Annotated in this window: 11 protein-coding genes; 9 read left to right on the top strand and 2 right to left on the bottom strand. The window is 59.2% G+C overall.

Going from position 1 to position 12,482, the window contains the following annotated elements; all coding sequences use genetic code 11:
- Positions 1–20: 20 nt before the first annotated feature.
- On the bottom strand, positions 21–899 hold the full coding sequence (locus O8B93_RS08980; RefSeq protein WP_269709469.1) for a MurR/RpiR family transcriptional regulator: 879 nt from the start codon (positions 897–899) through the stop codon (positions 21–23).
- 173 nt (positions 900–1,072) lie between these two features.
- Between O8B93_RS08980 and O8B93_RS08975 the strand changes: the two genes are divergently transcribed.
- The 9 genes from O8B93_RS08975 to O8B93_RS08935 all read left to right on the top strand — a co-directional run bounded on the left by O8B93_RS08975 (position 1,073) and on the right by O8B93_RS08935 (position 10,885).
- Positions 1,073–1,846, top strand: a complete 774-nt coding sequence (locus tag O8B93_RS08975) for an N-formylglutamate amidohydrolase (protein ID WP_269709468.1) — start codon at positions 1,073–1,075, stop codon at positions 1,844–1,846.
- Between the two features lie 224 nt (positions 1,847–2,070).
- The gene (locus tag O8B93_RS08970) at positions 2,071–3,585 is read left to right on the top strand and encodes an amino acid permease (RefSeq protein WP_269709467.1); all 1,515 of its coding nucleotides are present in this window, start codon (positions 2,071–2,073) and stop codon (positions 3,583–3,585) included.
- 63 nt (positions 3,586–3,648) lie between these two features.
- The gene (locus O8B93_RS08965; RefSeq protein WP_269709466.1) at positions 3,649–5,016 is read left to right on the top strand and encodes a glutamine synthetase family protein; all 1,368 of its coding nucleotides are present in this window, start codon (positions 3,649–3,651) and stop codon (positions 5,014–5,016) included.
- An 18-nt stretch (positions 5,017–5,034) separates the two neighbouring features.
- Positions 5,035–6,423 carry an aldehyde dehydrogenase family protein gene (locus tag O8B93_RS08960; RefSeq protein ID WP_269709465.1) on the top strand — a complete coding sequence of 463 codons (1,389 nt, stop codon included), beginning with the start codon at positions 5,035–5,037 and terminating at the stop codon, positions 6,421–6,423.
- On the top strand, positions 6,420–7,565 hold the full coding sequence (locus tag O8B93_RS08955; protein ID WP_269709464.1) for an iron-containing alcohol dehydrogenase: 1,146 nt from the start codon (positions 6,420–6,422) through the stop codon (positions 7,563–7,565). The genes O8B93_RS08960 and O8B93_RS08955 overlap by 4 nt, the downstream gene beginning before the upstream one ends.
- A gap of 12 nt (positions 7,566–7,577) precedes the next feature.
- The gene (locus O8B93_RS08950) at positions 7,578–7,958 is read left to right on the top strand and encodes a hypothetical protein (RefSeq protein ID WP_269709463.1); all 381 of its coding nucleotides are present in this window, start codon (positions 7,578–7,580) and stop codon (positions 7,956–7,958) included.
- 166 nt (positions 7,959–8,124) lie between these two features.
- Positions 8,125–8,841, top strand: a complete 717-nt coding sequence (locus tag O8B93_RS08945) for a ParA family protein (protein ID WP_269709462.1) — start codon at positions 8,125–8,127, stop codon at positions 8,839–8,841.
- A 144-nt stretch (positions 8,842–8,985) separates the two neighbouring features.
- Positions 8,986–9,633, top strand: a complete 648-nt coding sequence (locus O8B93_RS08940; RefSeq protein ID WP_269709461.1) for a TetR/AcrR family transcriptional regulator — start codon at positions 8,986–8,988, stop codon at positions 9,631–9,633.
- Positions 9,634–9,679: 46 nt separating this feature from the next.
- Positions 9,680–10,885 (top strand): MFS transporter, encoded by a 1,206-nt coding sequence (locus tag O8B93_RS08935; protein ID WP_269709460.1) that lies wholly within the window; start codon positions 9,680–9,682, stop codon positions 10,883–10,885.
- Between the two features lie 66 nt (positions 10,886–10,951).
- Here O8B93_RS08935 and O8B93_RS08930 read toward each other — a convergent pair whose 3' ends face one another.
- A complete protein-coding gene (locus O8B93_RS08930; RefSeq protein ID WP_269709459.1) occupies positions 10,952–12,346 on the bottom strand; it encodes a L,D-transpeptidase family protein in 1,395 nt (464 codons plus the stop codon).
- Positions 12,347–12,482: the final 136 nt, after the last annotated feature.

Genomic DNA, 12,482 nt, shown 5'->3' with positions numbered 1-12,482 from the left:
AAGTTGCCGGCTAGATAGTTTCATGTCCTCGTCGGCCGGCGGAACAGCCGTGTCTGTTCGAACAGGCCCTCGAGTGCGTTCATGCGTTCCTTGGTTTCATCCCAGGTGCCGTTCTGCACCGCTTCGATCAGGGCTTCGACCACGAACAGGGTGACGACGGAGGAATCCCACGCCGAGGGAGCCTCGATCCGGACCCGGAAGGTGTGCAGCGCATGGCGCGCCACCGGCGATGTCCATTGATCGGTGAAGAGGATGATCTGCACGCCGTTTGCCTTTGCCACCTCGGCCAGCGTCGTCATGTCGTGCTCGTAACGGCGGATGTCGAAAATGACCAGCACGTCGCCGGCGCTCATATTCAGCATATATTGCGGCCAGGCGCTGGAATTGGACGACATCAGCGTCGTTTTTGGCCGAATCACCTGCATGTGGGTGAAGAAATACTCGGCAATCGCGCCGGTGATGCGCCCGCCGACGAAATAGATGCTGCGTTTGCGGTCCGAGAGCAGCCTTGCCGCATTGTCGAAAACGGCGGTGTCGAGATCACCAAGCGTATCGCGCAGATTGCCGGTGATGGCGTCGGCGAAGCGGTTGAGAATATGCAGGCCGGGTGCATTGGTCGCCCAGCGGTCATGTTTGGCAACCGGGCCTGATATCGTCGCCTCCAATTCCTGATGCAGGTGTGCCTGGAATTCCGGATAGCCCTTATAACCGAGCTTCTGCACCATGCGCGCCACCGTCGGCGTCGAAACGCCGGCATTTTCGGCGATTGTGGTGATGCTGCCGAGACCGGACACCGGGTAGTTGCCGAGCAGGCTTTCCGCCAGCCGTTTTTCCGAACGGGTCAGTGCGTCGTAATGGGCATGGATGACATCCGAGACGGTGGCCGTCGTGCTGCGCAAATCTTTCCCCTTCCGGTCTTCTGCCGGTGCATGGCTAAAATAAACATCCGTGCCAGCTATCGAGTCAATGGAAAAAATGAAGAGAAAATTTCAAATTCCATTTGACACTCGCGATAATGTGAAGAATTCTTTTCGTCATTGGCTGGATAGCGGGTTTCCGGGCGGGGTCGTGCATGACGGTGCGTTCACGGTTTTTTACAGAAGCGGAAGGGCAGGCCGTCGGCGTCGAGAATGCGGCGGCGAAGGGCGATGTCCTTCTTGTCTGCGAACATGCCTCCGCCACCATTCCACAAAAATACGGGACATTGGGTCTTTCGGCGGATGTGCTTTCAAGCCACGCGGCTTGGGATCCGGGTGCTCTTGCCGTTGCCCGTCTGCTATCTGAAAAATTCGACGCCACGCTCGTCTACCAGCGGTTTTCGCGTCTCGTCTATGATTGCAACCGCCCGCCCGAATCGCCTTCCGCCATGCCGGTCAAAAGCGAGATTTACGATATTCCCGGCAATCTCGATCTCGACGAAGCGGAACGTTTCGCCCGCACGTCTGCGCTTTACGTGCCGTTTCATGACCGCGTGAGCGAGATCATCGCGGAGCGGCAGGCCGCCGGCCGCGAGGTGGTGGTGGTGACCATCCACAGTTTCACGCCGGTCTATCACGGCCGGTTCCGCGAGGTTGAAATAGGCATCCTGCACGATAGCGACAGCCGCTTGGCGGATGCGATGCTGGCGGGTGCCGAAGGCGCCTCGCTGACCGTCAGGCGCAACGACCCTTATGGGCCGGAAGACGGTGTGACGCATACGCTGCGGCTGCATGCGCTGCCGGACGGACTTTTGAACGTCATGATCGAAATCCGCAACGATCTTATCGCCAATGATGGAGAACAGGCGGCTATTGCCGGTTTTCTCCATGAGCTTATGGGGAAGGCGCTCTCATCGATTGACGAGTGAGGGAGCAAGGGCTGGCCGATGGTGAAAGCACCGGGGCCGGCCGTCAAAGGAGACTACCGCCATTCAATAAACCGGCCAGAGAAGCCGAAAAGACACGAAGCGGCAAGGGAACAGCAAATGCGTATAGCAGAGCGCGGGACACATCCGTGTGACGCTGAAAACTGGGGCACAATCGGCCAATAATGGCTGACTGGCTTGTTTTTTTCTTATCAGGAGAGAAGGGCATGGACAGTTCATCATCAGGCGTCAGCTACAAGAAGGCTGATGCATCCTATTTCGAAAAACGCGGACTTTCCCGTTATGCGGGCGTGTGGTCGCTTTGGGCGCTGGGCGTCGGGGCCGTTATATCAGGGCATTTTTCCGGATGGAATTTCGGATTCTCCACGGGCGGCTGGGGCGGCATGCTGGTGGCGGGCATTATCATCGCCATCATGTATCTCGGACTGACATTTTCGATCGCGGAAATGAGCCCGGCCCTGCCGCATACCGGCGCTGCCTATTCCTTTGCCCGCACGGCGATGGGCCCGTGGGGCGGTTTCGTCACCGGACTTTGCGAGAACGTCGAATATGTGCTGACGCCGGCGGTCATCGTCACGTTCATCACGGCCTATATGAACTCCATTCTGGGGCTTGATCCGGCCTATTCACCCTTCGTGTGGATAGGGTTCTATGCGATCTTCCTGGCGCTCAATGTCTTCGGGCTCGAGCTTTCCTTCAAGGTCACGCTGGTCATCACGCTGATTTCGCTCGGCGTTCTGGTATTCTTCTGGATCAGCGCCATTCCGAACATGGATTTCTCGCGTTACGCGCTGAACATCGGCGTCGGCCCGGATGGCAAGGCGGTTGAGCTACCGGAAGGCGGCGGGTCCTTCTTCCCCTTCGGTTTTTCAGGCGTTCTCGCCACGCTGCCCTTTGCGGTCTGGCTGTTCCTCGCCATTGAACAATTGCCGCTGGCGGCCGAAGAATCGGTCGATCCGAAGCGCGATATGCCGAAGGGCATTATCCTCGGCGTTATCACGCTGATGGTCTCGGCCTTCATGATCGTGCTGCTCAACCCGTCGCTGCCGGGTGTCGGTGCCTTCCATCTCAGCTCCTCACTTGAGCCGCTGCTGGATGGCTTCAAGGCGATCTACGGTGATGGCGGCGTGGTGTTGCTCGGTCTCGTCGCGCTCACCGGCCTGATCGCCAGCTTCCATACGATCCTTTATGCGCAGGGTCGGCAGATCTATTCGCTGTCACGTGCGGGTTATTTCCCGACCGTTCTGTCGATCACGCACTCCAAATACCGCACGCCTTTTGTCGCCAATATCGCCGGCGCGATTGTCGGACTCGCGGTCATGCTCGTCATCTGGTTTGCGCTGGGTGCCGAAGAGGGCGGCAGTATCATCGGCAGCGTGCTTTTGAACATGGCCGTGTTTGGCGCGATGTTCTCCTACATCATGCAGGCGATTTCCTTCATTCTGCTGCGCAAGAACCTGCCGCATATCGAACGGCCGTTCCGGTCGCCCTTCGGCATTCCGGGCGCGGTGCTGACGATCATCATCGCCATCGTTACGCTGCTTTACCAGATCCAGGATCCGAACTTCAGCAAGGGCGTGCTGTGGGTAGCGGTCTGGTTTGCCGTGGCGATCGCCTACTTCGCCTTCATCGGACGCCATCGCCTCATCCTGTCGCCGGAAGAGGAATTCGCGCTGGAGCACAAGCAGGCCGCCATGGCTGCAGCGGCTGCAAAGGCCTGATACTCAAACAAACGGGTGGCCGTATCCGGCCGCCCGGCCAGGACAATAAAGGGAACGGATAAAATGACGAGCTACACATTCGACGCGCTTAAGATGGATGTCGCCGAAGGGCGCATCGACACGGTTCTGGCCTGCCTTGTCGACATGCAGGGGCGTCTGATGGGCAAGCGGTTCCAGGCCGAGTTCTTCGTGGAAAGCGCCTATGAGGAAACCCATAGCTGCAACTATGTGCTTGCGACCGACATGGAGATGGAAACCGTTCCCGGTTATAAATCCTCCAGCTGGGAAAAGGGGTATGGCGATTATGTGCTGAAACCCGATCTCTCGACGCTGCGGCGTGTGCCATGGCTGGAAGGCACGGCGCTGGTTCTATGCGACGTGCTCGATCACCACACGCATGAAGAAGTGCCGCATTCGCCCCGCGCGCTTCTGAAAAAGCAGGTGGCGCGGCTGGAGGCCATGGGGCTGAAAGCCTTTATGGCAACCGAGCTGGAATTCTTCCTGTTCGACCAGACCTTCGATGCGGCGCGCGCCAGCGGCTACAAGGGGCTGAACCTCGCCAGCGGTTATAATGAGGATTATCATATCTTCCAGACGACCAAGGAAGAGGATGTCATGCGGGCGCTGCGCAAGGGCCTGCAGGGTGCTGGAATTCCGGTCGAGAATTCCAAGGGCGAGGCATCTCCCGGTCAGGCGGAAATCAATGTGCGTTATGCCGAGGCGCTGACCATGGCCGACCGGCACGCCATCATCAAGAATGCCACCAAGGAGATCGCCTGGTCGAAGGGCAAGGCGGTGACCTTCCTTGCCAAGTGGAACTACAACGCCGCGGGCAGTTCCTCGCATATTCACCAGTCGCTGTGGAGTCTCGACGGCAAGACCCCGGCGTTTCTGGACAAGGACGCCAAGCATGGCATGTCGGAGCTGATGCGGCATTATGTTGCCGGGCTTCTCGCCCATGCCAGCGAGATCACCTATTTCCTCGCGCCCTACATCAATTCCTACAAGCGCTTCATGGCCGGCACGTTCGCGCCCACCAAGGCGATCTGGAGCCTCGACAACCGCACAGCGGGATATCGCCTCTGCGGTGAGGGCACGAAAGGTATTCGCATCGAGTGCCGTGTCGGCGGATCCGATCTCAATCCCTATCTCGCGATGGCTGCTCTTCTTGCGGCGGGCATTGACGGCATCGAAAATAAACTTGAACTTGAGCCCGCTTTTGTCGGTGATGCCTATGGCGGCAAGGACGTGCGCGAGATACCCAAGACCTTGCGTGACGCCACCGCGTTTCTGGATGGATCGAAAATGCTGCGCAACGCCTTTGGCGACGATGTGATCGATCACTACGTCCACGCCGGACGGTGGGAACAGGAAGAATACGACCGCCGCGTGACCGACTGGGAAGTGGCGCGCGGTTTCGAACGAGCCTAATCATTACGGGAAAACATCATGACCATGATCCAGAATATCTCGCCCATCGATGGCTCGGTTTATGCCGAGCGCGAGGCGATGTCGCTGGAGGCGGCGCGGGCCGCCGTTTCGAAAGCGCGCAAGGCGCAAAAGGACTGGGCGCGACGTCCGCTTGAGGACCGCGTTCAGCTGGTTCTGAAGGGTGTCGCACGCCTCAATGAAATGGTGGCGGAAGTCGTGCCGGAACTGGCGCATATGATGGGCCGTCCGGTTCGTTACGGTGGCGAGTTCAAGGGCTTCAACGAGCGCTCCAACTATGTCGCGTCGATTGCGGCCGATGCGCTGGCGCCGCTCGTCATCGAGGAAAGCGGCAATTTCGAACGCCGTATCGAGCGCGAGGCGCATGGCGTCGTTTTCGTCATCGCGCCGTGGAACTATCCCTACATGACGGCGATCAACACGGTCGCGCCCGCTTTGATGGCCGGCAATACTGTCGTCATCAAACATGCGGCGCAGACGCTGCTGGTCGGTGAGCGCATGGTGAGGGCTTTCGTCGAGGCTGGCGTGCCTGAGGATGTCTTCATCAATGTCTTCCTTGATCATAGCACAACCTCGGCGCTGATTTCCGAGGGCCTGTTCAACTTCGTCAATTTCACCGGTTCGGTGGAAGGCGGCCGCGCCATCGAACGCGCCGCTGCCGGCACCTTTACCGGCCTCGGGCTTGAACTCGGCGGCAAGGATCCCGGTTATGTGATGGAGGACGCCGATCTCGACGCCGCCGTCGATACGCTGATGGATGGCGGCACTTATAATTCCGGGCAATGCTGCTGCGGTATCGAGCGCATCTACGTCAACGAAAACCTCTATGACGAATTCGTCGAGAAGTCGGTGGCGTGGGTTTCGAACTACAAGCTCGGCAATCCGCTGGAACAGGAAACGACGCTTGGGCCGATGGCCAACAAACGTTTCGCCAAGGTGGTGCGGGCGCAGCTTGCCGACGCGGTTTCGAAGGGCGCCAAAGCGCTGGTCGATCCGACGCTTTTCCCCGCTGACGATGGCGAGACTGCCTATGTCGCGCCGCAGATCCTCGTCAATGTCGATCATTCCATGGAATTCATGACCGAAGAAACCTTCGGCCCTGCCATCGGCATCATGAAGGTCAAAAATGACGACGAAGCCATCGCCCTGATGAATGACAGCAAATATGGCCTCACGGCTTCGCTGTGGACGCAGGATGCGGCGCGGGCTGCCCGGATCGGCCGGGAAATCGAAACCGGAACCGTGTTCATGAACCGCGCCGATTATCTGGATCCGGCGCTTTGCTGGACCGGTGTGAAGGAAACCGGCCGTGGCGGTTCACTTTCCGTCCTCGGTTTCCAGAACCTGACCCGCCCGAAATCCTACCATCTGAAGAAAGTCACGAAATGAATATCGTCGCCAACTGGAGCTACCCCACCGCCGTCAAGCTTGGCCGTGGCCGGATCAAGGAACTGGCGGAAGCCTGCAAGACGCTTGGCATCAAGAAGCCGCTTCTCGTGACGGATCGCGGCCTTGCCAATATGGCGATCACCGCGCATGCGCTCGACGTGCTGGAAGAGGCGGGCCTCGGCCGGGCGATCTTCGCCGAGGTCGATCCGAACCCCAACGAGATCAACATGGAAGCCGGTGTGAAAGCCTATCGCGATGGCGGCCATGATGGCGTCGTCGCCTTCGGCGGCGGCTCTGGCCTTGATCTGGGTAAGACCATTGCCTTCATGGCCGGGCAGACCCGCCCGGTCTGGGATTTCGAGGATATCGGCGACTGGTGGACCCGGGCGGATGCTTCCAAGATCGCGCCCATCGTCGCCGTTCCGACGACGGCTGGCACCGGTTCGGAAGTCGGCCGCGCCAGCGTCATCACCAATTCGCAGACGCATGTGAAGAAGATCATCTTCCATCCGAAGCTGTTGCCCGGCGTCGTCATCTGCGATCCGGAACTGACGGTTGGCATGCCGAAGGTCATCACGGCCGGCACGGGCATGGATGCCTTTGCCCATTGCCTCGAAGCCTACTCGTCACCGTTCTTCCATCCGATGAGTGCCGGTGTGGCGCTGGAGGGGCTGCGGCTCGTCAAGGAATTCCTGCCGCGTGCCTATAAGGACGGCACGGATATCGAAGCCCGCACCAATATGATGGCGGCGGCGGCGATGGGGGCGGTTGCCTTCCAGAAGGGTCTCGGCGCCATCCACTCGCTCTCGCACCCGATCGGCGCGGTCTACAACACCCATCACGGCATGACCAATGCCGTTGTCATGCCGGCGGTGCTGCGCTTCAACCGCCCTGCCATCGAGGACAAGATTGCCCGCGCGGCCGCCTATCTCGGCATTTCCGGCGGTTTTGACGGCTTCTATGATTACGTGCTGGAACTTCGCAGGGAACTCGGCGTGCCGGAAAACCTGACCGCCATGGGCATCAAGCCGGATCGTATCGACGAGCTTGCGGCAGAAGCGATCAAGGATCCGAGCTGCGGCGGCAATCCGGTGCCGATGACGCTGGAAAATACCAGGAAGTTGTTCGAGGATTGCTTTTAAAGGGTGGGCAGAGTGACTGCGAGATTCTCACTTTTTTCGTCACTGATCGCGGTGGCGTTGTTGGGGTCGCCCGTCGTTGTGCAGGCTGCTTCTTTTAAGGAACTTTCAGGGCAGGGCTATAAAGTTGGAGCCCTCTCGAGCAACAAGGCGGGAATTCGAGGCTGGAACCTGTCTAAAGGTTCCGACCGCTATTTTTGCGAGATGCGCGCGACCATGGCCTATTCCGGAAAGAATGGCATGGTGTCCTTCACTAGTGCCGGGCGCATGATTTCGCTTGATCGCAATACCGTTGAGAAAAGGCTGGGCGGTTCGCTGAACCTGCCCAAATATGAGGATCTCAAAGCCGGCCGGCTGCGGGCGGACGATGTGGGTTCCTGCCGCAAGCTGACGTAATCTACCGAACTGGAAGAAGCCCGCGTTACAAATCGCGGGCTTTTTGTTGCGCGGGATAACCGTTCTTAGTGTTTTATTAACCCTGTTCGTTAAGATTGTGGAAAGCACCATGAAGGCGTCGGTGCGTGAATGAGCATGAAATGGCTCTGACCAATAGGGGGGCATCATGTCAGTCATCACTTTTGCCAATACCAAGGGCGGGGCCGGGAAAACCACGGCCGTGCTGCTTCTGGCAACCGAACTGGCCCGCAGCGGCCACCGCGTGACGGTTCTGGATGCCGATCCGCAATTGTGGATTTCCCGCTGGCAGGAATTATCAGGCGAGATCGAAAATCTCTCGGTGATTTCGCATGTGACGATGGCCTCACTCGAGGGCCATATTCGCGAAAACAGAGCCAATACCGACTGTTTCATCATCGACCTGCCGGGTGCGAAAACACCGCTTCTGACCATGGCGCTCGGTATTTCCGATCATGTGCTGATCCCGGTTCAGGGCTCTGCCATGGATGCGCGCGGTGCGGCCGAAGTTCTCGATCACATCGAATTCCTGAACCGCAGGATGGGCAAGGCGATCGCCCACTCCATCGTGCTGACGCGGGTCAATGCCATGGTGGCGACGCGGTCGCTGCTGCTCGTCAAGATGCTGCTCGCCGAAAAGAACGTCTCCGTTCTCAACACGGCGATTGTCGAGCGGGCGGCCTATCGTGATATTTTCGACTATGGCGGCACGCTCCTTTGTCTGGACTGCAAGAAGGTCAGCAATATCGACAAGGCGGTCGAAAACGCGACGGCCTTTGCCGAGGAAGTCATCAACCTCCTGCCGAAAAGACTTCCGAGGCGCGTTGCTCACCTAGCACGTCTCGTGACGCGCAAGGCTGCCTGACCCCCCGTCGAGATTTCCGGCTGGTTGCAGCAACGTTGCCGAGGTTAGATGAAATTGGCACCCCACAAATTGCTGAGGAGAGGCGTCGTTATGAGGCGCTTCCCATCGCCTCCTCATGGCGAGCGTTTTTCGCTTGATTTGGAAATGATCGTTTCCTATATTCCGGCCATGAGCAATATCAACCATACCAATTCACCGGAACAGCGCCATCGCGGCAGGCCGCGCGAGTTTGACGTCGACCGTGCGCTCGATGGGGCGATCCGCGTTTTTTCGCGGCGCGGTTATCACGCCACCTCCGTCGGTGACCTTACCGATGCGATGGAGCTGGCGCAGGGCAGTCTTTACAAGGCTTTCAAGGACAAGAAAGCCATCTTCATCGCCACGATGGAACGCTACAGGATCGTGCAGACCGAGCGTTTCGAGGCGGCGGTAGCTGGTTTCGATACCGGTTATGAGCGTCTGAGAGCCGGGCTGATGTTTTATGCCGAACGATCGCATGGCGGTGTGGGCTCGGACGGGTGTCTGGTGGTTGGTGCCGCCGCCGATCTGGCTGCCCTGGACGACGACATTGCCGTCGTGGTCGAGCGGGCGGTGAAGGCGAGGGAGCGGATTGTCGCCCGTATCATCACCGAAGGACAGAAGGATGGTTCAGTGCAGTCGAAGGCCGACCCGGATGATCTCGCCCGGGCGATGCTTTGCATGATGTACGGCATGCGCGTGGTGGGGAAAACCGGGCGCAGCCTGAAAGACATGGTTGCCGTGGTGCATATCGCCATGAGGCTTGCCGCGTAATTTTGTGAATATTTAGGAAACATTTGTTTCCATATTGGAGAAAATGATGACGACGCGTGTAATTGAAGGGGAGGATGTTGAGGCAACATCCATTTCCCCGGCTCTGACCTTTTTGCTGGCGACAGCCTGCGGGCTGATTGCAGCCAATCTTTATTATGGCCAGCCGCTTGCCGGTATCATCGGGGCGGAACTCGGTCTTTCCGCAGGCGCCACTGGCCTGATCGTGACGCTGACGCAGATCGGTTATGGTATCGGTCTGCTGTTCGTCGTGCCGCTCGGTGATCTCATCGAAAACCGCAAGCTGGTGGTCAGTTCGGTCTCGATGGCGGTGTTTTCGCTCGTCGCCGCGGCGTTTGCCCCGCATGCGGCGCCCTTCCTGATCGCGGCCTTCTTGGTTGGCGTCAGTTCCGTGGCGGTGCAGGTCATCGTTCCCTATGCCGCGCATATGGCGCCGCACGCCATTCGCGGGCGCGTGGTCGGCAATGTCATGAGCGGGCTGATGGCCGGCATCATGCTGGCGCGGCCGGTCTCCAGCCTGCTGTCGGAAGTGGTTTCCTGGCGTGGCGTCTTTTTGACGTCCGCGGCCGTCATGGCTCTTCTTGCCGTGGTGCTTTTTCGGCTTCTGCCCGCCCGTATGCCCGAAGCGCGGCTGAGCTATGGCGCGTTGATGGCTTCGATGGGCAGGCTTGCCCTCCACACGCCGATCCTGCGGCGGCGGGCGATCTACCATGCTTTCCTCTTTGCCGCCTTCAGCCTGTTCTGGACAACGACGCCGCTTTATCTGAGCGGACCGCATTTTAATCTCAGCCAGGGTGAGATCGCGCTCTTCGCACTGGCGGGCGCAGCCGGCACCGTGGCCGCGCCGATTTCCGGGCGGATGGCAGATCGTGGCTGGACCCGCGTGGCCACGCTCTTTGCGCTGGTGTCGGTGGCGCTTTCCTTCGCTGTCACACATCTGGCGCCTGAAGGCTCACATCTGGCGCTCGCCATTCTCGTCGTTGCCGCAATCGTTCTGGATTTCGGCGTCACCACCAATCTGGTGATCGGCCAACGGGCGATCTTCACACTTGGAGCGGAGTTCCGCAGCCGCCTGAACGGCATCTATATGGCGACATTTTTCATGGGCGGCGCGATCGGTTCCGCCGTAGGTGGCTGGGCCTATGCGGTCGGTGAATGGCAGGCCGCCTCGTGGATTGGTTTTGCCCTGCCGGTAGCGGCACTGCTGTACTTCCTTACGGAAAAGCGCGGATAAAGCCCTATCAACGAAGAGCCCGGCGGATCATGATCCGCCGGGTTTTTCTTTTTTCTTGCGATCGCTTTATTCCGCAAATTCGACCACGACGCCGGGGCGGACCATTTTTGCCAGTTCGGTGGCATCCCAGTTGGTCAGGCGGATACAGCCGTGGCTGTTGGTCTTGCCGATCTTGGACGGTTCCGGTGTGCCGTGAATACCGTAGGTCGGCTTCGACAGGGCGATCCAGACCGTACCGACCGGGCCGTTCGGACCCGGCGGAATTTGCAGGATCTTGTCGTTCTGGCCCTGCTTGAAATTGATCTTCGGATTATAGGTGTAGCCAGGATTGAGCGCGACGCGCTCGACCGTATGCGTGCCGCTCGGTGAAGGCGTATCCGTGGAGCCGATGGTGGCGGGGTAGGCGGCAATGAGATTACCGCCCTGATCGTAAGCGAAGACCTGCTTGATGCCCTTATGGGCAACGATGCGGGCGACCTGGCCCTTTTTCGGTTCGCCGGGATTAACCACCTTGATGATGGTGCCGGGTATGGTGAAATCGATACCCAGGTTAAGCTCTTTCAGGTAGTTTTCATCCATGTGGAACCGCTCTGCCAGCGCTTCCGTCGTCGATGTGAAGGAGAGCGCCGGCAGCTGCGATTTTGCGGCATAATCGTCGGGGATGGAGGCGACATAGGGGCCGGCGGCATCGGCGGCGGTGATCGTATACTCCACGATCGGCATGCCGCCGGAAGCGCGCAGGCGTTCCAGAATATCGTCGGAATTGTTCGGATCGAGCTTTTCGCCGGTCATGTCCTGCCAGGCGGCAATCGCCTTGTTGACGTTATCACCCATTTTGCCATCGATGACGCCGGGCGAGATGCCCTCGCGATCGAGGAAGGTCTGGAGGGCAACGATTTCCTGGCGCGAGCGGTTGACCGGCGTCGTTACCGGCGTGTGGCGCTCTATCAGGTGCTCCGGCTGCGGAACGGCGGCCGTGGTGCTTTCGCCCGGCATCGGCTGGCCAAGTGGCCCGCTTTCAACCGCGCCGGGGGCGGGAACGGAGCCGGTATAGACATTGTCGTCGGAGCCATCACCGCGATATTCGCGGTAGTCGCGCACGCTGCCATTGTCCTGATAGCCATAGTCGCGCTGCGGCTCGCGATACTGGCCGCCGGGAGCGGGCGGATAATAGGTGGTGTCCTGCTGCTGACGCGCCTGCTGCCGCTGCTGATAGCCTGAGGGCATTTCGGTAGCCAGGAGGTTGCCGTAGCGGTCGTAAAATACCGTGCGGCCCATCGTGTCACGGCTGATGACGATATCGCCACGCTCGGGCATGAAGTCGAGAACACGACCATCCGGTGTAACCAGCATGGTCTGCTGTTGGTCGCCATAACGCTGCTGCGCGCCCGCCTGTAGCGGCGCGAAAACTGACGCCAGTGCGACCGTCAGACCCAGAGCGGCGTTAAGAAAATGTTTCACGATTCTGCTATCCCTTGCTTCGTCACCGATAAACACACGCTAATCTTGACCCTATTGTGAAAAAGGTGAATTCGCGGTTAATGCAATCTTAATTTCCGTCACGACTAGTAGCGTTTCCGTGATCCATGCGTTTTTA

Source organism: Martinezella rhizogenes, from assembly GCF_027460065.1.
Taxonomy (GTDB): Bacteria; Pseudomonadota; Alphaproteobacteria; order Rhizobiales; family Rhizobiaceae; genus Agrobacterium; species Agrobacterium rhizogenes_C.
This window is presented reverse-complemented; position numbering and strand designations above follow the sequence as displayed.

Bases quoted from the DNA above. Each gene is read 5' to 3' on its own strand.
- O8B93_RS08955 (WP_269709464.1), top strand. From the start codon at position 6,420: ATGAATATCGTCGCCAACTGGAGCTACCCCACCGCCGTCAAGCTTGGC.
- O8B93_RS08940 (WP_269709461.1), top strand. From the start codon at position 8,986: ATGATCGTTTCCTATATTCCGGCCATGAGCAATATCAACCATACCAAT.
- O8B93_RS08945 (WP_269709462.1), top strand. From the start codon at position 8,125: ATGTCAGTCATCACTTTTGCCAATACCAAGGGCGGGGCCGGGAAAACC.
- O8B93_RS08970 (WP_269709467.1), top strand. From the start codon at position 2,071: ATGGACAGTTCATCATCAGGCGTCAGCTACAAGAAGGCTGATGCATCC.
- O8B93_RS08975 (WP_269709468.1), top strand. From the start codon at position 1,073: ATGACGGTGCGTTCACGGTTTTTTACAGAAGCGGAAGGGCAGGCCGTC.
- O8B93_RS08960 (WP_269709465.1), top strand. From the start codon at position 5,035: ATGACCATGATCCAGAATATCTCGCCCATCGATGGCTCGGTTTATGCC.
- O8B93_RS08965 (WP_269709466.1), top strand. From the start codon at position 3,649: ATGACGAGCTACACATTCGACGCGCTTAAGATGGATGTCGCCGAAGGG.
- O8B93_RS08935 (WP_269709460.1), top strand. From the start codon at position 9,680: ATGACGACGCGTGTAATTGAAGGGGAGGATGTTGAGGCAACATCCATT.